General features: G+C 68.3%; 20 protein-coding genes and 1 tRNA gene. 8 read left to right on the top strand and 13 right to left on the bottom strand.

What is annotated here, in order from left to right:
- Positions 1 to 60 precede the first annotated feature (60 nt).
- Positions 61 to 693: a YceI family protein gene (locus Q0044_RS11535; RefSeq protein ID WP_298162355.1), complete on the top strand. Its 633-nt coding sequence runs from the start codon at positions 61 to 63 to the stop codon at positions 691 to 693.
- Between the two features lie 6 nt (positions 694 to 699).
- Here the strand turns inward: Q0044_RS11535 and Q0044_RS11530 are convergent, their stop codons facing one another.
- Positions 700 to 1,020 carry an RNA-binding S4 domain-containing protein gene (locus tag Q0044_RS11530; RefSeq protein ID WP_298162353.1) on the bottom strand — a complete coding sequence of 107 codons (321 nt, stop codon included), beginning with the start codon at positions 1,018 to 1,020 and terminating at the stop codon, positions 700 to 702.
- A gap of 151 nt (positions 1,021 to 1,171) precedes the next feature.
- The gene (locus Q0044_RS11525) at positions 1,172 to 3,652 is read right to left on the bottom strand and encodes a helicase-related protein (protein WP_298162352.1); all 2,481 of its coding nucleotides are present in this window, start codon (positions 3,650 to 3,652) and stop codon (positions 1,172 to 1,174) included.
- Positions 3,653 to 3,795: 143 nt separating this feature from the next.
- On the opposite strand from Q0044_RS11525, the gene Q0044_RS11520 reads away from it, so the two are divergent.
- Positions 3,796 to 4,104 carry a ubiquitin-like domain-containing protein gene (locus Q0044_RS11520; RefSeq protein ID WP_298162349.1) on the top strand — a complete coding sequence of 103 codons (309 nt, stop codon included), beginning with the start codon at positions 3,796 to 3,798 and terminating at the stop codon, positions 4,102 to 4,104.
- A gap of 347 nt (positions 4,105 to 4,451) precedes the next feature.
- On the opposite strand, the gene Q0044_RS11515 is transcribed toward Q0044_RS11520, so the two are convergent.
- Together Q0044_RS11515 and Q0044_RS11510 are read right to left on the bottom strand one after the other, a co-directional pair.
- Entirely contained in the window at positions 4,452 to 5,051 is a 600-nt protein-coding gene (locus tag Q0044_RS11515; protein WP_298162348.1) for a 2-hydroxychromene-2-carboxylate isomerase, read from the bottom strand.
- Positions 5,048 to 5,782 carry an SDR family NAD(P)-dependent oxidoreductase gene (locus Q0044_RS11510; protein WP_298162346.1) on the bottom strand — a complete coding sequence of 245 codons (735 nt, stop codon included), beginning with the start codon at positions 5,780 to 5,782 and terminating at the stop codon, positions 5,048 to 5,050. Before Q0044_RS11510 ends, Q0044_RS11515 begins: the two co-directional genes overlap by 4 nt.
- Before the next feature lie 284 nt (positions 5,783 to 6,066).
- Between Q0044_RS11510 and Q0044_RS11505 the strand changes: the two genes are divergently transcribed.
- A tRNA-Arg gene (locus tag Q0044_RS11505) sits at positions 6,067 to 6,143 on the top strand.
- 13 nt (positions 6,144 to 6,156) lie between these two features.
- Here the strand turns inward: Q0044_RS11505 and Q0044_RS11500 are convergent.
- Entirely contained in the window at positions 6,157 to 6,573 is a 417-nt protein-coding gene (locus Q0044_RS11500) for a DUF983 domain-containing protein (protein WP_298162345.1), read from the bottom strand.
- A 111-nt stretch (positions 6,574 to 6,684) separates the two neighbouring features.
- On the opposite strand from Q0044_RS11500, the gene Q0044_RS11495 reads away from it, so the two are divergent.
- Positions 6,685 to 9,600, top strand: a complete 2,916-nt coding sequence (locus tag Q0044_RS11495; protein WP_298162343.1) for a tetratricopeptide repeat protein — start codon at positions 6,685 to 6,687, stop codon at positions 9,598 to 9,600.
- 12 nt (positions 9,601 to 9,612) lie between these two features.
- On the opposite strand, the gene Q0044_RS11490 is transcribed toward Q0044_RS11495, so the two are convergent.
- From Q0044_RS11490 to Q0044_RS11480, 3 genes are all read right to left on the bottom strand, one after another.
- On the bottom strand, positions 9,613 to 9,891 hold the full coding sequence (locus Q0044_RS11490) for an HU family DNA-binding protein (RefSeq protein WP_298162342.1): 279 nt from the start codon (positions 9,889 to 9,891) through the stop codon (positions 9,613 to 9,615).
- 116 nt (positions 9,892 to 10,007) lie between these two features.
- Positions 10,008 to 10,862, bottom strand: a complete 855-nt coding sequence (gene fliP, locus Q0044_RS11485) for a flagellar type III secretion system pore protein FliP (RefSeq protein WP_298162340.1) — start codon at positions 10,860 to 10,862, stop codon at positions 10,008 to 10,010.
- The gene (locus Q0044_RS11480) at positions 10,859 to 11,128 is read right to left on the bottom strand and encodes a flagellar biosynthetic protein FliO (RefSeq protein WP_298162339.1); all 270 of its coding nucleotides are present in this window, start codon (positions 11,126 to 11,128) and stop codon (positions 10,859 to 10,861) included. Before Q0044_RS11480 ends, fliP begins: the two co-directional genes overlap by 4 nt.
- Positions 11,129 to 11,305: 177 nt before the next feature.
- Here Q0044_RS11480 and Q0044_RS11475 point away from each other — a divergent pair, with 177 nt between their 5' ends.
- The 3 genes from Q0044_RS11475 to fliE all read left to right on the top strand — a co-directional run bounded on the left by Q0044_RS11475 (position 11,306) and on the right by fliE (position 12,538).
- Positions 11,306 to 11,710 (top strand): flagellar biosynthesis protein FlgB, encoded by a 405-nt coding sequence (locus tag Q0044_RS11475; RefSeq protein WP_298162337.1) that lies wholly within the window; start codon positions 11,306 to 11,308, stop codon positions 11,708 to 11,710.
- Between the two features lie 19 nt (positions 11,711 to 11,729).
- Complete coding sequence (gene flgC / locus Q0044_RS11470) at positions 11,730 to 12,164, top strand: flagellar basal body rod protein FlgC (protein WP_298162335.1); 435 nt, start codon at positions 11,730 to 11,732, stop codon at positions 12,162 to 12,164.
- Between the two features lie 74 nt (positions 12,165 to 12,238).
- Positions 12,239 to 12,538, top strand: coding sequence for a flagellar hook-basal body complex protein FliE (gene fliE / locus Q0044_RS11465; RefSeq protein ID WP_298162413.1), 300 nt, complete (start codon positions 12,239 to 12,241; stop codon positions 12,536 to 12,538).
- 107 nt (positions 12,539 to 12,645) lie between these two features.
- On the opposite strand, the gene Q0044_RS11460 is transcribed toward fliE, so the two are convergent.
- Positions 12,646 to 13,995: a 2OG-Fe(II) oxygenase family protein gene (locus Q0044_RS11460; RefSeq protein ID WP_298162333.1), complete on the bottom strand. Its 1,350-nt coding sequence runs from the start codon at positions 13,993 to 13,995 to the stop codon at positions 12,646 to 12,648.
- 16 nt (positions 13,996 to 14,011) lie between these two features.
- Positions 14,012 to 14,557: a hypothetical protein gene (locus tag Q0044_RS11455; protein WP_298162332.1), complete on the bottom strand. Its 546-nt coding sequence runs from the start codon at positions 14,555 to 14,557 to the stop codon at positions 14,012 to 14,014.
- Between the two features lie 290 nt (positions 14,558 to 14,847).
- On the opposite strand from Q0044_RS11455, the gene Q0044_RS11450 reads away from it, so the two are divergent.
- The gene (locus Q0044_RS11450; protein ID WP_524536174.1) at positions 14,848 to 17,787 is read left to right on the top strand and encodes a TonB-dependent receptor domain-containing protein; all 2,940 of its coding nucleotides are present in this window, start codon (positions 14,848 to 14,850) and stop codon (positions 17,785 to 17,787) included.
- 103 nt (positions 17,788 to 17,890) lie between these two features.
- On the opposite strand, the gene Q0044_RS11445 is transcribed toward Q0044_RS11450, so the two are convergent.
- Genes Q0044_RS11445 through Q0044_RS11435 form a run of 3 tightly spaced genes read right to left on the bottom strand, consistent with a single transcriptional unit; the run spans position 17,891 to position 20,599 of the window.
- Positions 17,891 to 18,910: a DUF2891 domain-containing protein gene (locus Q0044_RS11445; protein ID WP_298162327.1), complete on the bottom strand. Its 1,020-nt coding sequence runs from the start codon at positions 18,908 to 18,910 to the stop codon at positions 17,891 to 17,893.
- Between the two features lies 1 nt (position 18,911).
- Positions 18,912 to 19,877 carry a DUF979 domain-containing protein gene (locus Q0044_RS11440; protein ID WP_298162325.1) on the bottom strand — a complete coding sequence of 322 codons (966 nt, stop codon included), beginning with the start codon at positions 19,875 to 19,877 and terminating at the stop codon, positions 18,912 to 18,914.
- Entirely contained in the window at positions 19,874 to 20,599 is a 726-nt protein-coding gene (locus Q0044_RS11435; RefSeq protein ID WP_298162324.1) for a DUF969 domain-containing protein, read from the bottom strand. Before Q0044_RS11435 ends, Q0044_RS11440 begins: the two co-directional genes overlap by 4 nt.
- Positions 20,600 to 20,688: the final 89 nt, after the last annotated feature.

The following is a 20,688-nucleotide window of genomic DNA, read 5'->3' as shown; positions in this document are numbered from 1 at the left end:
TTATTTGCATCAGTCTCGATTGCAGTTTCGCTCTCGTCTTCCTCTCTCCCGGAGTCTTCCATGCTGAACCGCCGCCTGCTCGCCCGTACCGCCGTCGCCGGAGCCCTGGTGCTCAGCCTCGTCGGCGGGGTCGTCACCGCCCAGACCGCCGCGACCAGGATCCCTGCCGAGGTTCAGGCCGGGACCTACAAGCTGGATCCGTCGCACGGCAAGATCACCTGGGCGATCAATCACCTGGGCTTCTCGACCTATCGGGGCCAGTTCACCAACGTCTCCGCCGACCTCACCCTCGACCCGGCCAACCCTTCGGCCTCGACCCTGAACGCGAGCGTTCCGCTGGCCGACGTCGATCCGGCCGATGACGCCCTGAAGGCGCACCTGCAGACGCCGGACTTCTTCGACGTCGCCCAATTCCCGACGGCCAGCTTCGTCGCCACCTCGATCGTGGTGGACGCTGACGACGCCACGGAGGCCGACGTCACGGGCAACCTGACCCTGCACGGCGTCACCCGTCCGGTGACGCTGGAGGTCCAGTTCAACCAGGCCGGTCCGTCAATGGGTGGCGTCTACAAGGTCGGGTTCGACGGCGAGACCACGATCAAACGCTCGGAATTCGGCATCACCACCTACCTGCCGGCCCTCGGTGACGAGGTCGAACTCCACATCGAGGGCGAGTTCGTCAAGCAACCCTGAAGGCGCCTACCGCTCGCCGCACGGCGGCTCGCTGCTTGAGGCGAGCGGGTCCCCGTTGAGCGAGACATAGAGGGCGCGGGCCTCCGCCGGAGGTCCGCGCCGTTCGCCCAGCGCCTCGATCCGCAGGGACGTGACCCGGCCGTTCTGGGCAAAGGTCAGTTCGTCGCCCGGGTGGACGCAGCGGCTCGGCTTGTCGAGGCGGACCTGTTTTCCGTGATGGGTCAGCCGCACCGCGCCGCGCTCGACCAGATCGGCGGCGAGGCCCCGGGTCTTCACGAACCGCGCGCGCCAAAGCCAGATATCGACGCGGACGCTGTCGTCGCTCATGGGCGGCGAAAGGCCGTAATTGCCGACCCAGACAATCCGGGTCGAATGCCATCATTGCGGAAACCGGAAACCGCAAAAATTACGGGCCTTGAACCGCAGACACCGCCAATCGGCAGGCCAGCACCGCAAACCCGGCATTCATCACGCGAGATCAAGACGCGGCCGTCTTCCGCCTCGGCCGTTTACGGCGCGGGGGCGGGGCGGGAGCCGTCAGCTCGGCCAGTTTGGCGAAGGGAGAATCCGGTCGGACGATGATCGGTTTGCCCTCGCGGTCGGGCATCCGGGCCCGGACGGTCTTGAGGGCGGTCCAGATGGCCTTGGCGTCGCCCGCGGTCCAGCCGAGGGATTTCAGGCCCTCATCGGACAGAATGCCCTTGTTCTCGCGACGGAGGTCCGAGGCGCGTTCGAGGTCCTCGACCGGGACAGCCCAGCGACCGGCGGCGCGGACGCCGAAGGCGGAGAGGGCGCGGGGCGACGGCGCGGGAAAGGGCAGGAGGGTCAGACCCCCGGGCCCGGCGCGGAAGGGTTCGGCGGCGACGAAGGCCTGGGACAGGAGGCGGCCGCGCGGCTTGAGCGCGCCGGGCAGCCAGACGGAATGGGTCCCGACCCGGATGGCGAAGGTCTTGATCGTGCGGCGCTCAACCTGGCTGAGGGCGGCGAGGTCCCGTTCTACGTCACGGCGGTCGATGACGCCCCCGGCCTCCAGCAGGCGGAAAGCGATGCCGCGCGGGAGGCCCTTCAGGCCGCCCGACTCGACCGCCTGTTTGAGACGCCGGAGGTCGCGCAGAGCGCGGCCGGCCTCGGACGCCAGCCAGGCCTCGATGCGGCGCTGGGCGCGGTCGCGGGCAGCCTGGGGGCCGAGGTCGCCGATCAGGCGGACGCGGGGACTGAAGGGATCGGCGCCGGCGATCTTCGCCGCCAGTGCTCCGGACCACAGGACGTCGCCGTCCGGCGTGACCGAGAAGGCGTCGTCGCCGTCGCCGGCCAGTTTGCCGAGGCGACGCGCGATCTCCGGCCCGACGGCGCGCAGGGCGGCGGTCTTCAGGGTGCGGTCGGCCAGGGCCGATCCGCCGGAGGCGACGGCGAACCCGACGCCCTCGAGATGGCCGACGGCCTCACCGTCCACAGTGACGACCCCGTCGTCGGCGACCTCGGCCATCGTGTCCTGACGGTCGTGCAACGAGCGCATCAGGGCGGTGGTCTTGCGATCCACGAAGCGGGCGGTGAGCCGTTCGTGCAGAATGTCGGAGAGCCGGTCCTCGAGCGCGCGCGCCCGCTCGCGCCAGCCCTTGTTCCCCTCCAGCCAGTCGGGGCGGTTGGCGATGTAGGACAGGGTGCGGACCCCCGCGAGCCGGGCCGAGAGCTGGTCGATCTGGCCGTCGTCGCGGTCGACCTCGGCGAAGCGGGGGGCGAACCAGTCGTCGGTCAGCCGCCCGCGCTTTCCGGTCAGGGCGTGGAAGACGTCGCGCGACAGGCGGGCATGTTCCTCGATCGTGGTCTTCTGGAAGTCGGGCAGCTGGCAGGCTTCCCACAGCCGCATGATGGTCCCGCGCGAGCGGCCGATGCGCTTGACCTCGTCATCCTGCAGGGCGCGGCGCAGCAGGGTCTCGTCCAGCGCCTGTCCGGTCAGCTTCAGGCCGGGAACGTTCGGGGTCTGGACCAGCGACCGCAGCAGGTCGGGCAGGGTGTCGAAGTCGAGCCGGGCGTTGCGCCACTCGATGGCCTGGATCGGGTCGAACCGGTGTTCGACCACCTGTTCGACCAGGTCCTCGTCCAGCTCGTCCGCCTCGCCCGTGACCCCGAAGGTGCCGTCGCGGATGTGGCGACCGGCCCGGCCCGCGATCTGGGCGATCTCGTGGGCGTGCAGCCAGCGGGTACGGCGGCCGTCGAACTTTCGCATCCCGGCGAAGGCCACATGGTCGACGTCCATGTTCAGCCCCATGCCGATGGCGTCAGTGGCGACGAGGAAGTCGACTTCGCCCGACTGGAACAGACCGACCTGGGCGTTGCGGGTGCGGGGCGAGAGCGAGCCCATGACCACGGCCGCCCCGCCGCGCTGGCGTCGGATCAACTCGGCGATGGCGTAGACCTGCTCGGTCGAGAAGGCGACGATGGCGCTGCGGCGCGGCAGGCGGGTCAGCTTCTTCGATCCCGCATAGGTCAGTTGCGACAGACGCTCGCGGGTCACGATCTCCAGATCGGGGATCAGCCGCCGCATCAGGGGCGCCATGGTCGCGGCGCCGAGGAACATGGTCTCGAACCGGCCGCGGGCGTGCAGCAGACGTTGGGTGAAGACGTGACCGCGCTCCGGATCGGCGGCCAGCTGGATCTCGTCGATGGCGAGGAACTCGACCTCGCGCTCCAGCGGCATGGCCTCCACCGTACAGACCCAGTAGTGCGGCCGGGGCGGGATGATCTTTTCCTCGCCGGTGATCAGGGCGACGGCATTGGCACCGCGCATCCGGACAATCCGCTCATAGATCTCGCGCGCCAGCAGCCGCAGCGGCAGGCCGATCATGCCCGAGGCGTGGCCCAGCATCCGCTCGACCGCCAAATGGGTCTTGCCGGTATTGGTGGGCCCCAGCACCGCGACGACGCGGGAGGGAGCCTGGCCGGTGGCGCGGTCACTCATGGTCTGGCCAAGGTGGCGACTCTGGACGCTTTCCTCAAGCGGGACTGTGCCGCGAACAGCCCGACCTTCCCTGAAGCTTCACCATACATCGACAGACCAAAGGAATCTGATATGCGGCCTCCAACACCTGTTGGAGATTCCTCATGTTCCAGTCCCTGAAAGCCCGATCGCTCGCCCTTGCGGTGGCCGTTGCGACCGTCGCCATCGCATCACCTGCCCTCGCCCTCGACATCACCGTGAAGACGATCGACGGACGGACGCTGAAAGTGTACCCCGACTCAGCCATGACGGTCTTTGCTGTCAAACAGATGATCGAAAACCAGATCAACGTGCCAGCCGATCAGATGGTTCTGATCTACATGGGCAGGAATCTCGATAACGATCAAACCTTGGCTGAATATCGGGTCCCGGAACAGGCAACGATCCACGTCGTCTTCAGACCTCGAGGTTAACTCGCCTCGCAACACTCATTTGAGAGCGACAGTGTCCGACTGTCCATGATGTTGAGCGGACGTCTTGCACCACTGTCCGATTGAGTCACATGTCAGGCCAGGGGCGCGAAACTCTAGGTCTCGCGAAGGGATGACGGCCTGCGCACCGGTCTAGGCTTCCGGCGGCTCTCCAGGCGGTTTGAAGACCCTGAAGGTTGAATCGGCCTGCGCGTCCAGCCCTGTATGGCTCCCTGCCGCCCGCAAGACACAGGGCGTCGCCTGAAGCCTGGCCACAGGTCGACCGGGTGCGGACGCTCGAGGTGGGGGGCGCTCTTCTGAGCGGCCTCCCTCTCCCGTAGGGGAGAGGATCAGGTCAGCAGCAACTCGATCTGACCCAGCCGTTCCTTGCCGAAGAACATCTCGTCGCCGACGAAGAAGGTCGGGGCTCCGAAGGCACCGCGTTCGACGGCTGCAGCGGTGTTGTCGGCCAGCTTCGCCTTGACCGCATCGGTCTGGGCCAGGGCGATCAGCCGCTCGGCGTCGAGGCCGGCCTCGGTCAGGACCGAGGCGAGCACGGACGGGTCCCCCATCGGCAGGCCGCGCTCCCAGAAGCCAGCGAGGACGGCGTCGAGATAGCGGTCGAACTCGTCGCCGGGCGCACAGGCGCAAAGGCCCCGCATGGCCAGCAGGCTGTTGACCGGGAAGTGGGGGTTCATCTGGAAAGCGGTGATCCCGTGGGCCGCGACGAAGCGGCGGATCTCCAGCATTTCGTAGTCGAGCTTGCCCTTGATCCCCGCATAGGCGCTGAACGGCGCCTGGTTGCCGGTGGCCTTGAATATCCCGCCCAGAAGGCAGGGGATGACGTTGACCGTCGCGCCCGTGCGCCCGACCAGTTCCGGCAGGGCGCGTTCGGCCAGATAGGCGTTCAGGCTGGCGAAATCGAAGATGAAGTCGATGGTTGGGGTCACCAGGTTTCCTTCCATGGGCGGAGGTCGAGTTCGAACGTCCAGGCGCTGCGTTGCTGATTGTGCAGCCAGACATAGTTTTTGGCGATTTCGTCGGGCTTGAGGATCGTGTCCTCGTCCAGCAGGGCCTGGATGTCGGGGGCGATGGAGCGGGCGAAGGTCCCGTCGATCATGCCGTCGACCACGACATGGGCGACGTGAATGCCCCGCGGCCCCATCTCGCGGGCCAGGCTCTGGGCCAGTTGCCGCAGCGCCGCCTTGGCCCCGGCGAAGGCGGAAAAGCCCGCCCCGCCCCGGGTCGAGGCGGTGGCGCCGGTGAACAGGATCGAGCCCTTGCCGCGCGGCCCCATGACGCGGGCCGCCTCGCGTCCCGTGAAGAAGCCGGCCAGTGCCGCCATCTCCCAGACCTTGGAATAGACCTGGGCGGTGGTCTCGACGACCGGGAAGCGGACATTCGCGCCGATGTTGAAGACGACGACCTCGAGCGGGCCGATCTCGGCCTCGATCCGGTCGACCAGGGCGATCATCCCGGCCTCGTTGCGCGCGTCGACGCCGAAGGCGTGGGCCTGACCGCCCCCGGCGCGGATGGAGGCGGCCAGCGCCTCGAGCTGTTCCAGATGGCGCGGACGGCGGGTGATGCAGACGGCCAGACCTTCTTTCGCAAAGGCGCGCGCGATGGCCGCTCCGACCCCGTCTCCGGCGCCGACGATCAGACAGGACGGGGTGGACGACATGCGGATCTCCCGGGAGGAGAAGACCGTTTCATATCGAAACTAAGTCGTCAACGCGGGGGTCGGCGCCCGGGGCAGGGCGGCGCTTAACGGCTGTCACCGATCCGGTGGAACAGGCGCGAAACGAATCATGACCGAATCAGCGACACGGCCAGATTCGGGGTTTGTTCACCCCAAGATATTGTATCTTAAGACCGATTAACCACAAACAGATTTCACGGGCACAAGGCGCTCGTTACCCGACGGCTTTACGGAGCGGGGCGCAACCCGCTAGGGACGGCCCGCGTGGCCCCGTAGCTCAGCCGGATAGAGCAAGGCTTTCCTAAAGCAGAGGTCGGGGGTTCGAGTCCCTCCGGGGTCGCCATCCCTTCAGCCCGCTATCGCCACTTCGACCCTTCGCCGTGGCCGCCGATGCTCTCCCATTCGGGCGGGGCGGCCTTGTGGATGTACTGTTCCGAGACCAGCCAGCCCTTGAACGGCCGCAGGACCAGCAGGCAGGCCGCCGCGATCAGGGGGAAGGTGAAGGCGAAATGGACCCAGATGGGCGGGTGGAGCGTGAACTCGAAAGCCATGAAGGCCATCATGCCGAGCACGCCGATCGCGGACATGGCGAAGAAGGCCGGGCCGTCCGCCGGCTCGGCGAACGAATAGTCCAGGCCGCAGGCAGGGCAGGCCGGGCGGATGGTCAGATAGCCCTTGAGCAGCGGACCCTCGCCGCAGCGCGGGCAACGGCAGCGCAGACCGGTCGAAAGGGTCGACAGGCGGGGATAGGCGGGGACTTCGGGCGGGGACATGGCGGCTCCTGACGCCGTTCAGGTCGGCGCTTTGACACAACGCCGCAAGTGGACGTTCGGTCATACCCCGTTAACCGCGCCTAAAGGGCGATCGCGCGAGTGTGCGCGCGAATGGCAGGCGCGCGCACCAGCACCGCGATCGGAAGAACCACGGCGGCCCTCGGCGCCGCGGGGACGATCGCGCTCGCCCCGATCGCCGGGGCCGTCGTCCCGGCCTTCGCCCAGGAGGCCGCAGCCGCCCTGGATCCCATCACCATCCGCGTCGGCGCCAATGACGGCTTCACCCGGGTCGAGTTCGCGGGAATCGTCGGATCGCGCTCGCGTGTGCGTCGCGAAGGCCAGACCGTCGTCGTGCGGATCGGTTCGACCGCAGCCCCTGACGTCAGCCGGCTGAAGGTCGATCCGCCCCCGGGCGTCGAGAAGGTCGAAACCCGCGCGACGCTCGACGCCACCGAACTGGTCATCACCCTGGCCGAGGGGGCGGACGCCCGCTCCGGGACCGACGACGGCGCGGTGTGGCTGAACCTCTACGCCGCCGGTGCCGCGCCCGCCGCGCCCGTCGGCGCCGCCGTGCCGGCGAGCGGCGCGGTGCCCGTCGTGGCGACGAAGACCGCAGAACAGGTCAGCCTGTCCTTCGCCTGGGGAGCGCCGGTGGGTGCGGCCGTCTTCCGCCGCGGTGATGCGGTCTGGGTCGTTTTCGACGCCGCCGCCCGGATGGACATGTCGAAGGCGGGCGATCTCGGTCCGGCCGGAGCGGCGCGCTGGGCGGTCGGACCCGACTATACCGCCGTCCGCATCCCGGCCCCGGAAGGCCTCGCAGTCTCGGCGGTCGGAGAGGGCGCGACCTGGAGGGTCGTCATCGGAGGCCCGACAGCGGCACCGCAGAGCGTCGAGATCGATCGCGACGACACGACCGAGGCCAGTCTGGTCGCGCATATGGCCGGGGCGACCAAGACCGTCTGGCTGACCGATCCGATGGTCGGCGACCGGTTCGCGGCCGTCACGGCCCTGGCGCCCGGCAAGGGGTTCGCCGACGAGCGTCGCACCGTCGACCTGACCCTTTTGCCGACCGCCCAGGGACTGGCCGTCGAGACCCCGACCGACGACCTGTCGATCAAGGCCGACGGTGACCTGGTCACCCTGACACGGCCCGGCGGCCTGATGTTGTCGCCACCGTCGATGGCGCTGGAGGCGACAGCGCCGCCTGAGGACCATGCGCCGCAGAAGGCCGACTTCCCCGCCCTGATCCTGGACGAGTGGGCCGACGCCGGCGAGGAGGGATTCTCCCCCCGCTATCGCAAGCTGCAGGACGCTGCGGCGCTTGAGGCCATCGCGGCGTCCGACAATCCGCGCGCGCCGATCGAGGCCCGGCTGGCGCTGGTTCGCTTCCTGGTCGGATCCGGCCTCGGCTTCGAAGCCATCGGCGTGGTCAACGCCATGTTCGCCCAGACGCCGTCGCTGCAGGGCGAGCCGGAGCTGCGCGGCCTGCGCGGCGCCGCGCGCGCCTCGATCGGCCGGCTGGAAGAGGCGACGCTTGATTTCTCGTCCGGGGCGCTTGCCGGGGATCCCTCGACCAAGGTCTGGCAGGGCTGGCTGGCGGCGGAGCAGGGCCAGTGGGAAGATGCGCGCCAAGCCTTCGCGGGCGGAGCCACGGCGATCGACGACTTCCCGCCGCTCTGGCGCGCCCGATTCGGCGCGGCCCACGCCATGGCGGCGCTGGAGACCGGCGACCTGAACGCGTCGAAGGCCCTTCTGGCCTACAGCCTGTCCCAGGACGCGCCCGCCGCGGATCAGCTGATGGCCCGTCTGGTGCAGGCAAGGCTGTTCGAGCTAGAGGGCGCCACCGACCGCGCCCTGGCGGTCTACAAGGCCATTGCCCGCGCGCCGCTGGACGGGATCGCGACCCCGGCCAAGCTGGGCGTGATCCGGATCGAACTGGCCAAGGGCACGATGACGCCGACCGCCGCCGCCGCCCAGCTGGAGCAGCTGAAGTGGCGCTGGCGCGGCGACGCGACCGAACTGTCGGTGATCCGCACTCTGGGCGGCCTCTATCTTTCGCAGGGTCGCTATCGCGAGGCGCTCGATTCCCTGCGCGGCGCGGGCCGGAGGCTGGCTCAACTGCCGGGGGCGGTCGAGCTGCAGACCGATCTGTCGAACGCCTTCCGCGCCCTCTTCCTCGACGGCGCGGCCGACGGCCTGCAGCCGGTCCAGGCCCTCGCCCTCTTCTATGATTTCCGCGACCTGACGCCCGTCGGCGCAGACGGGGACGAGATGGTGCGCCGACTGGCGCGGCGTCTGGTCGATGTCGACCTGCTTGACCAGGCCGCCGAGCTGCTGAAATACCAGGTCGACAACCGGCTCGAGGGCGTGGCCAAGGCCCAGGTTGCGACGACCCTGGCGACGGTCCTGCTGATGGATCGCCAGCCGGAGCCGGCGCTGCAGGCCCTCTGGTCGTCGCGCTCGACCCTGCTGCCGACCGCCCTGAACGCGGAGCGCCGGGCGCTGGAGGCCCGGGCCCTGATGGATCTGGGCCGTTACGACCACGCCCTGGAAACGCTCGACACCGATCGCAGCCCCGAGGCGCAACAGGTCCGGGCCGACATCTTCTGGAAACAGGAGAACTGGGCCGGCGCGGCGGCTCTTTACGAGGCTCGTCTGGGCGATCGCCATACGAATACGGCCGCGCCTCTGACGCCGGACGAGGAGAGCCGGGTGATCCGGGCAGGCGTCGGCTATTCGCTGGCGCGGGACGTCGGCGCGCTTTCGCGGCTGTCGCGCAACTATGAGCCGTTCAAGGATCGTGCCCGGTCCGGGGCGGCGCTGCGGATCGCCCTGGACGGTCTGGATGGAATGGAAGGGGCGGCGAACGCCCAGGACTTCACCGGCCTGACCGCCGGCGCCGACACCTTCACCGGCTGGGTCAACCAGATGAAGACCCAGCTCAGAGAAAGAACGGGCGGGAATCGCGCTGCCGCGACGCCCGCCCGTCCGAGTGCTCCGGCCGCCGCGGCTCCCGCAGCAGGCTAGAACCCGTCAGTCTTACTTGTTGACCGCATCCTTGAGCGGCTTCGACACGCGGAAGCGCACGGCCTTGGAGGCGGCGATCTTGATGGTCGCGCCCGTCGCGGGGTTACGGCCTTCGCGGGCGGCGCGGGCGGCGGTGTCGAAAACGCCCAGGTTGGAGATGCGGACATCGCCGCCGCCGGTCAGCGACGAATGGATGTTCTTGACGATGGCTTCCAGCACGCGGCCGGCGTCGGCCTGCGAGACACCAGCGTCCTTGGCGACGGCGGCGATGAGTTCAGCTTGGGTGGTCATGGGTACGTTTCCCGAAAAGCTCGCTCCGATTCCCGGAGCGACGACGGGGGGATCAACACGCCTTTTGGGCGACTTGGCAAGCGCCAATGGCTCTCAAAGCCTTTGAGGGTGGGAACCTAGCCCGCGCCCGACGCCTGTCGGAAGCTCTCGACGAGGCTTCCCGCGACCAGTCTCCAGCCGTCGACGAGGACGAAGAAGATCAGCTTGAACGGCAGGGAAATCACCACCGGCGGCAACATCATCATACCCATCGACATGAGCACGCTGGCGACCACCAGATCGATCACAAGGAACGGAACGAAAAGAAGAAATCCGATTTCGAAGGCCTTCTTCAACTCCGAGATCATGAAGCTTGGCACGATGACCCGGAGGGGGAGTTCGGCAGCCGTCGTGGGGGCCTCCAGACGGCTGAGCCGGGTGAACAGGGCGAGGTCTCCCTGGTCCACCTGGGCGAGCATGAAAGTCTTCACAGGTTCCGCCGCCAGATCGAACGCCTGGGGCAGTTCCATCTGCTGATCCATCAGGGGACGGATGCCCGAATCATAGGCGTCCTGCCAGGTCGGGGCCATGACGATGGCGCTCAGGAACAGGGCGAGGGACACCAGAACCGCGTTCGGCGGCGACTGCTGCATGCCCAGGGCGGTCCGTAACAGCGACAGGACCACGATGATGCGCACGAAACTGGTGGTCATGATGACGATCGACGGCGCGAGCGACAGGACGGTCATGAGGCCGACCAGCTGGACGACCCGTTCGGTCAGGCCGGCCCCGGTGCCGAGGTCGACATTGATCGCGGAACCCGCGCCCCCTGCCGCCGCCACGTCCTGGGCGAAGGCAGCGAGCGGCCATATCAGACAGAGCAGGGTGGTGATCGCGGAAAGTTTGAGCGCGTTGAGGAACTCCGCGCGGGTCGGGACCGCGAACCATTTCTGCCTTGCCCTTCGGGGACGGACGGCGACGGCCCGGCTCATTTCTCGACGCCCCGCGGTTCGATGAGCTCGCGCCCTTCGCCGAGCAGGAGCAGTCGCTCCTCATCGTCGATCTGGACCAGGACGAGGCGGCGGGCGGGGTCGAGGACGAGGGTCTCGACGACCTTCAGCCGTCGCTCGCCCCGCTCGGCGTTGAGCCTTGCCATCAGCTGGGGCGCATAGCGACGCGCGGCCCAGGCGGCGAGGCCGATCAGGCCTAGGGTGAAGGCCAGGCCGAAGATGGCGCGGGCGAGATCGAGGAAGTTCATTCTGAAGGGCCCCGGAGAACCCCGCGAACTTTAACCAACGTGGTTAACGTCGCGTTTAGATAAGCCCTCGTTAACCATGAAGGCGGCATTTTCTGCCCACAGCGATCCCGATCGGCCGAGGCTCCTGCGCCAAGGCCGTGAATCGGGTCGTAGAAAGCTGGAACGAGGACGATCCCGATGGGCGTCGCAGACATCCCCCTTCTGAGCCAGATCAAGGGCCGAATGACCTGGCTTGACGAGCGCCAGCGTCTGATCGCCCAGAACGTCGCCAACTCCGATACGCCGGGCTACGTCGGTCGCGATCTGAAGGCCCCGACGGACTTCGCCGCCGCGATGCGGGAGGGGGGCGGGCTGCGCATGGTCCAGACCTCGGCCGGTCACATGTCGGTCAATACGCCCGTGGCGCGCTTCACCTCGGAGGCTTCACCCGATTCCGAAACCACGCTCGACGGCAATGCGGTGGTGGTCGAGGAGCAGATGCTGAAGATGGCCGAGAGCCGCATGGCTTATGACGCGGCGATCGGCCTCTACACAAAGTCGATGGCCATGATCGGTCTCGCGGCCAAGGTCCCGGGTCGATGAGCCTTGAGGGACGCGCCGCATGACTGACCCGATCAACGGCCGCAACGGCACGCCGCGCAACAGCGCCATGGCCGTCGCCGCCTCCGCCCTGACCGCGCAGCAGTCGCGCATGCGGATCATCGCCGAGAACATCGCCAACGCAGAATCGACCGCCACGACGGCCGGGGGCAATCCCTATCGCCGCCAGATCCCGGTCTTCGAGGCCCGCCAGGTCGACGGGGCGACGGGGGTTTCGCTCGCCGAGGTCCGGCCGGACGAGAGCGATTTCCGCCGCGAATACGATCCGACACACCCCGCCGCCGACGGCGACGGCTACGTCCTGCGGCCCAATGTGGACACTCTGATCGAGGCCATGGACATGCGCGAGGCGCAGCGGGCCTATGAAGCCAACCTGAACGTCATCGAGACAGCGCGGTCGATGGAAAGCCGCACCCTCGACATCCTCAAACGCTGACCATGATCCCGAAAAGTGTGAGCGGTTTTCGGATCAGATCATGGTCCACCAGAAAAGAGTCCTGATCGATGTCGGTGAATCCGTTGATGGCGACCCGCGCCTACGCCCAGGCGCAAGGAACCGGCGGAGCGACGGCCGGCGCCGCGACCGGCGGCGGTCCGGACTTCTCGCAACTGCTGTCCAACGTCATGGGGGACATGACCCAGCAGACGCGGGCCGCCGAGACCAACATGACCCAGGCGGTTCAGGGGCAGGGCTCGATGATCGACGTGGTCACCTCGATCTCCAGCGCCGAGGCCTCGCTGCAGACTGTCATCGCGGTGCGCGACCAGGTGATCTCGGCGTACCAGGAGATCATGCGGATGCCGATCTGAGGAGGCAGTAGGCAGTAGGCAGTAGAGATGCCTGCCTTCCGGACCCGCAATCGCCCTGTGCGCGCAGTCCGTGAGCAGAGCCACCGCACTGCCTACTGCCTACTGCCTCACTGCGGCTGCACATCGAAGGCGACGGTCAGGCGCTCGCCGGCGCCGGTGAACGGCTCGGTGCCGTGCCACATCCAGGACGGGAACAGGGCGACGCGGCCGGGTTTCGGTTCGATCCAGTGCTCCGGCGGAAGCTCAAGGCCCACGCCCAGGCGACAGGCGCCGAACCTCAGCCACCCGGCCTTCGGCTGATCCGGCGAAGGCTCCGGCGTCTCGACATAGAGGGCCGAGGAGACCCAGCCGTTGGGATGGATATGGTCGCTGTGGCGACCGCCGGCCCTGAGCCGCACGGACCAGGCGCCGATGATCTCGAAGCCTCGCCCTGCGCGGCGACTCATCGGGTCGTCCCGGCCGGCCATGGAGGCGGTGAAGCGGTGGATGGGGTCGGCCAGGGCGCTGAAGATCGCATCGATGGCCGGAACGCCCGCGAAGCGCGGATCGAGCGCCGCCTGGACCCCGGACCGGATCGACTGGCCCAGGGGCTGGGCCCGAAACGGATGGAGGGCGCGCAGGCCCGCCGCCGCATCGGCCAGCCAGGTCTCGCGATCCTCGCCGGCGGGCGCGGCCAGGTCGAACGCAGCGGTCAGGCTGCGATAGTCCCCGGCGGACAGGGCCCGCGCGTCGCCCACGACCCGCCACGCGGTGTAGCGCAGGGCCTGGGCGTACTGATCGTCGGGCGCGGTCGCCAGATGCGCCTCCAGTCCCGGCAGGGCCTCGACGGATCGGCCGCAGGCCATCAGGGCCGCCAGCCGCGTCACCCGGGCCTCCGCATCGCCGGGCGCGGCGGCCGCTGCAGCCTCGGCGTGCTTCAGGGCCAGCGCCGGATCGAAGCCCGAGGCGGCGGCCGAGGCGGTGGCGTCGAGGAAGGCGGGGTGGGCCCCGTTCAACCACGGTTCCAGCCAGCGATAGGCCGCCTCGTCGCCGATTATGTCCCGCATGATCCCTGCGCGCAGGCCGGCGAGCTGAGCGGTCGGCGCCGATCGGAGCCGGGCGTCGATGGCCGCCAGGGCCGCCCCGGCGTCACCGCTCCGCATCCAGATGAGCTGGGCCTGGTCCCGCAAGGCGTCGGCATAGTCCGGGCGACGCGACAGGGTCTGACGCAGGGCTTCCTCGGCCTCCGTGAGCCGGCTCGACGATATCAGGGCGCGGGCGAACACCAGCCAGGTCTCCGGCGCGTCGCCGCCCTTGGCGAAGGCCCGCCGGACGGCCGCCAGAGCTCCTTCGGCGTCCCCCATGTCCCCGAGGGCGGCGGCCAGATTGTGTTCCGCCACGGCGCTCGCGGGACGGGCCGCGACGGCCTGATTGAGGGTCTGGAGCCGCGCCGCTGATTCGGGACCGTGACCGTTCACGGTTTTGACGGCGGGTTCAGCGTTCGCGACGGGCGCGCACCGACCGCGCACCGCCGACGCTCAGCAGGTAGCTGCCCACCGCGCCCTGGCGGATCCGTACCGGGGCCCCGGGAGCGACGCGGCTGGTGACGCGCTCCATGTCGATCTGACGCCAGGTCGAACCGTCGGCGAGGACGAAGGTCCACTGGCCCCGTCCGTCCTGCCGGCCGCTGGTCAGAGTGGTCTCGATCGCGTCGACTGGGTCATCCTGTCGCAGGCGGCCGAACAGATTGGCTGTGTCGAGGTCCAGGCCGAACAGTCGGGTGCGGGTCTCGCGCGCCTGCGTCCGGTCGATCACCGTCACCTCGCCCTGCTGTTCGGCGGTGTCGAAGGCGGCGGCCGCGGCGTCGAAACAGGCCAGCCGCGCGTCCGTCGCGGTGATCGCCCGACAGGCCAGCAAACCCTCCAGCAACGCGGGCCTGGAAGGCGTCGCGTCTTGCGCATGGACGCCGATCGGCGCCGCGAGGACCGCCGCTGCCAGGGCGAGCCCGGACACAGTCAGAAACCGTGATTTGTTGCGCATGTTCGGTGTCCCCAAGACGAGCGATCCCACGCTTCTTACGCGATATCTTGCCCCTTGAGCCAATGGGGCAGGTGCGTGGTCTGAATGTGACATTCTTTCACGAAAGCGTCGCGGTTCAGCCATGCTCATTGACCGATCCACGGCGTGCGGTATCGCTGCGCGCAAGTTCCAGATTTGCGTCCGCGCGGGTCCGGAACGGGCGGGCCAAAGGTCCGACCTCAAAACAGAATGCTCATGGAGAAGCCCCTTTGACCGACACCACCTACCGTCGCCGACTTCTCGGCACCTCGATGTTCGCCGGCGCGGCCCTGGTCGCCGCCGCCAGCCTGATGGCTGCGCCCGCCATGGCGCAGGACGCCCAGGAAGACGATTCCGTTGACGACATCGTGGTCACGGGTTCGCGCATCGTCCGTCAGGACTATGTCGCCAACTCGCCGATCGTCACGGTCTCGCAGGAAGACTTCCAGGCGACGGGTTCGGTCAACATCGACACCCTCATCAACGACCTGCCGCAGTTCACGCCCGCCGCGAACGCCTCGTCGAACAACCCGTCGGCCGGCGGTCAGGCCAACGTGCAGCTGCGCGGCCTCGGCACCGGCCGCACCCTGGTGCTGCTGAACGGCCGCCGGGTCATCCCGTCGAACGCCTCGTCGGTCGTCGACCTGAACATCCTGCCGACCGCCCTGATCTCGTCGATCGAGACGATCACCGGCGGCGCCTCGTCGACCTACGGCTCGGACGCCGTGGCCGGCGTGCTGAACTTCCTGCTCAACAACGACTTCGAAGGCGTCCAGCTCGACCTGCAGTACGGCGAATCCGACCGTAACGACGCCGGCACCGACTCGGTCAGCCTGACCGTCGGCGGCGACCTGGCCGACGGCCGTGGCCACGCCGTCCTGTCGCTCGGCTATTCGAACCGCGAGCTGCTCTACAACCGTGACCGCGACTTCGCCGCGATCGGCGGTTTCTCGGGCACGTCGCCGCTGGGTTCGACGGTCTTCGAAGGCACCAACCTGCCGTCGCAAGCCGTCGTCGCCAGCTTCATCACGGGCGCGACCAACACCAACACCTTCGGCTTCAACAACAACGGCACGCTGTTCGCCTATCAGGGCGCTCGTGACTTCGTCAGCCCGGGCGGCATCGACTACGAAGGCTTCCGGACCCCGGGCCCGCTGCAACAGACCGACTTCATCTACAATACGGCCGGCCTGAACTACATGATCCTGCCGCAGACGCGTTACAACGCGTTCGCCTCGGCCAGCTACGAGATCAACCCGTCCGCAGAAGTCTACACCGAGTTCCTGTTCTCGCAGTACGAGACCGCCAACGTCCTGGCCCCCACGCCGGCTGCGTCGGGCACGGGCTTCCGCGTTCCCACGACCAATCCGTTCATCTCGGCCGAACTGCGCGCCGTCCTGAACAGCCGTCCCAACCCCAACGCCAACTTCCAGCTGAACAAGCGCTTCAACGCCCTCGGCCCGCGCCAGGGTTCGGAAACCTATTCGGTCTACCAGATGACCACGGGTCTCCGTGGCGACCTGCCGGGCACGCGCGACTGGACCTACGACGCCTACATCTCGTTCGGTCGCGTCGACAACGTCACGACCCAGTCGGGCAACGTCTCGCGTTCGGCGGTCCAGCGTCTGCTGGATGCGGCCGACGGCGGCCGCACGCTCTGCACCGGCGGTTTCAACCCCTTCGGCGAGTCGGCGCTGTCGGCATCCTGCGCGGCCTACATCGGCCGTCTGTCGAAGAACACGACGGTCACCGACCAGCGCGTCTTTGAAGTCAACCTGCAGGGCGGCGTCTTCGACCTGCCGGCCGGTGAAGTCCGCGTCGCCCTCGGCGGCAGCTTCCGCGAACAGGACTACCGCTTCGTCGCCGACTCGGGCCTCTCGGCCACGGCTCTGCTGCCGACCGCTTCGGGCGCCCTGACCAACCAGTTCGACAACGCCGGCTTCAACGCCGGCCAGTCGCTCTCGGGTTCGGACCAGGTCTATGAAGGCTACGGCGAAATCCTGATCCCGTTGCTGGCCGATCTGCCGTTCATCCGCAGCCTGGAAACCAACCTCGGCTACCGCGTGTCCAGCTATGACTCGGTGGGCAAGGTCGACTCCTACAAGGCGGACCTGAACTGGGAAATCGTGGACGGCCTGCGCGTTCGCGGCGGCATCCAGCGCGCCGTTCGCGCACCGTCGATCGGCGAGCTGTTCGGCCCGCAGAACGTCAACTTCCCGTCGGTCGGCACTCCGGTGTCCACCAGCGGCGCCCGTCAGTTCTCGGGTGACCCGTGCGACATCCGCGGCGCCTATCGCGCTCCGGGCGCCGCCGGCGCGGCCTCGGTCCAGACCCTCTGCCTCGCGCAGGGCGTTCCGAGCCAGATCATCGCCACCTACACCTTCCCGAACCAGCAGACCCAGGGCCTGACCGGCGGCAACCCGAACCTGTTCGAGGAAACCGCTGACTCGGTCACCGGCGGTATCGTGTGGCAGTCGCCGTTCTCGAACCCCTGGCTGTCGAACCTCTCGGGCTCGCTCGACTACTACAAGATCGAGATCGAGGACGTGGTCGGCACCGTGTCGGTCACCGAACAGCTCCGTCGCTGCTACAACTTCGACGGTGTTTCGAACCCGACCTACTCGCCGAGCAACACTTACTGCCTGCTGTTCCAGCGCGATCCGGGCACGGGTCAGCTGACCAACACGTTTGAGACCAACGCCAACCTCGGCACCCTGCGCACCTCGGGCGTGGACTTCCAGGTCGACTGGCGCGCCGCGCTGGCCGATCTCGGCGCCCCGGATTGGGGTCAACTGGCCCTGAACGTCACGGGCACCTGGCTGGAAAACTGGGAGCGCCAGGACCTGCCGGGCGCTGCCTTCACCAACCGTACGGGCACGATCTCGAACTCGTTCGGCCTGACCCTGCCTGAGTGGAAGTCGCTGACCTCGCTCAACTGGAACAACGGCCCGATCGGTCTGGGCGTGCGCTGGCGCTACCAGGGTTCGGTTGAGAACTTCAACAACCGCGCCCAGGTCATCGACGGCATCCACTACTTCGACCTGAACGCCTCGTGGAACGTGAACGACGCCATCGCCCTGCGCGCCGGCATCAACAACGTCACCGACGAGCTGGCTCCGGTCTACTCGCCGTCGGTCGCGTCGAACACCGACCCGTCGACCTACGACCTGCTCGGCCGTCGCTACTACGTCGGTCTGACCGCCCGCTTCTAAGGCGCGTCAAAGTAAAAAGCTGGGGGCGGTCGATCGTATCGGCCGCCCCTTTTTTTGCGCGAAAGGCTGGAAAAGCCCCGGTCGAACCTGGGCCTGGCGTCGCTCAGCCCGGGTCGGCGAGCAGGGCCAGGAGCGCGAAACTCGCCAGCCAGTGTTCGCCCATATAGTCGCCGGTGACGTGGGGCAGGGCGGCGTCGAGGTGGTCCGCCGCCGCCTTCAGGGCGACCGCGCGGCGCGGGTCGTCCGCCGCCAGGGCCGAGGCGATTCCCCGCCAGCACCAGGCCCGGCTGAGGTTCAGTCCGTCCAGATGGGCGATCTTGCCGTCCGACCGGTCGCTGACCGTGGCGGGAAGGAACAGGGTCGCGGGCTCCTGCTGTTCGAGTCGCGGAAGATAGAGATCGAACCAGGATCCGAAGTCTTGATCATGGCCCAGGCGACGCATCAGTTCAGCCACCATCAGGGTCGGCGACAGGAACTCGTCCTGTGAGGGCTCCCAGGCCTGGCCATCGCGGTCGGCGGCATGCCAGCGCAGGGCCGCGGACCGACACAGGTCGGCCAGCTCCGTGTCGCCGGCGCTTTCGGCGTAGTCGAGCGTCAGCCGCAGGGCGAAGGCGGTGTTGTAGTGGGTCCCGGTCCGTACCGGATAGGTGGCGATGGGCAGGAAGGCCTTGAACCGGCCGGCGAACGTCACCGCCAGCGGCCGCAGAGTCTCGGCCCGGGTCCGGCCACGCGGATCGGCATGCCGTTCCAGCTCCGCCTGCAGCATCAGCAGCCAGGCCCAGCCATAGGGGCGTTCGAACCCTCGGCTGGAGGGCCGGGCCAGATAGGCGACCTCGACGGCGACGTTCGTCGGCGTGAACAACGCGTCCGCCAGATCGGCGACGGCCGCGGCCTCGGCCATGTCCGGATAGAGGCGGCGCAGGGTGAACAGGGTCCACCAGCCGTGGACGCACGAGTGCCAGTCGAAGCTGCCGAAGAAGACGGGGTGGAGGGCACGGGGGCCCAGGGCGTCCTCGGGGCCGTCCAGCACATGGTCCAGCTTGTTGGGGTATTCCTTCGTCACATGACCGAGCGCCGCCCGGGCGAAGCGGGAGGCCGTGTCGGCGTCGAGGGCATGGGACATGTCAGAACCGGAAGGCGAGGAAATACATCAGGGCGATGTTGACCCCGAGCAGGATCAGGGCGGTCGGGGCCTGGGCGCGGATGACGCCGTTGAAGGCGGCGTTGCGGTCGGGCAGCTCCAGCAGGTTGGCCGGGACGACGTTGAAATTGGCCGCCATGGGCGTCAGCAGGGTACCGCAGAAGCCGGCGAGCATGCCGATGGCGCAGACAATGGCGGGGTCTCCGCCGAACTGTCCCACCACGAAGGGCAGGCCGATGGCGGCGGTCATCACCGGGAAGGCGGCGAAGGCATTGCCCATGATGACAGTGAACAGGGCCATGCCGAGGCAGTAGGCGACGACGGCGACCAGGGAAGAGCTCATCGGCACGGCCTGGGTCACGACCTCGCCGACCACGCCGCCGACGTTCGAGGCCAGGAAGATGGCGCCGAGCGCCGCCAGCATCTGGGGCAGGAGGACGGCCCAGCCGATGGAGTCGATCAACCGCCGCCCTTCGTGAAGCGGAGCGGTGACGGGCGGCCGGAGCCAGGCCATGGCGGCGCCGAGTGCGATCAGACAGCCCAGGGCCAGGGCGATCAATGTGGTCTGGGTGGAGGAGAACAGGGCCTCGCCCCAGCCGGTGTGTTTGGCGGCGAGCGTCCCGCCGACGGCGACGACCGGCACGATCAGGGCGGGCAGGAACAGGGCGTCGCCCCGCCGGGCCGCGCTCTCGCGGCGTTGCTCCGTCGTAGTGGTTTCAGGCTTGCCTACGCCGAGCTTCGACAGTCCGCCGAGTGCGACCAGTGCCACGATCAGCAGGCCGTTGCCGAGCCCGCCGAGATGCGATCCGAACAGCATGGATCCGGCGAGCAGCCCCCAGAACAGGGCGCTGCGGATCCGGGTCGGATGGCTCGCGTCGCGCAGGGTCAGGATGGCGAAGGCGAGGAACATCAGCCCGACGAGGATGTAGACCTGATCGAGGGTGATCATTGGCCGGCCTCCGGTGTGGTGCCGGAGAGGGCCTTGCGGACCTCGCGGTCGAACATCAACAGGCGCGCGCCGTGGATGAGGAAGGCGGCGATGGCGGTCGGAATGGCCCAGATCGACAGCTGCAGCGGCTCGACGATGATACCGGCCTGTTCGAGGAAGCCGACCATCAGGATGATGGAGCCGATGGCGATGAAGATGTCCTCACCGAAGAACAGACCGATATTGTCGGTGGCGGCCGACATGCCCCGGATCCGGTAACGGACGGCGTCGGGCAGGGTCCCGCCGGCTTCGATTTCGGCGGCGCCTTCCGCCATCGGGGCGACGAGCGGTCGGACCATCTGGGGGTGGCCGCCGAGTGAGGTCAGGCCGAGTGCCGAGGTCCCCTGGCGGATCAGCAGATAGGCAAGCAGCAGGCGTCCGGCCGAGGCGGCCTTGACCCTGGCGATCAGCATGCGGGCGCGCTCCTGAAGCCCGGCGCGTTCGAGCAGGCCGATGACCGGCAGGATCAGCCAGACGACGTGGAAGTAGCGGTTGTCATTGAAGGCCTCCCCGAAGGCGGTGAGCGTCGCGACGCCCGCCTGGACCAGGGCGGCGAGGCTGACGCCGGGGGCCATGGCGGCGCAGACGCCCGTGACGATGGCCGCGGCCAGGATGACCAGCAGCGGATTGATCCGGGCCACGAAGCCCGCGACCACGACCAGTATTCCGAGCAGCACGAGCATCGACGATTTCCCCGAGAGTTGGGGAGACGATGCACCATTGTTGACCCCTCTCCCAGAGGGAGAGGGCTTGAGCGCACACGAGCGTCAGC

The organism is Brevundimonas sp. (genome assembly GCF_027484365.1).
GTDB lineage: Bacteria > Pseudomonadota > Alphaproteobacteria > Caulobacterales > Caulobacteraceae > Brevundimonas.
This window is presented reverse-complemented; position numbering and strand designations above follow the sequence as displayed.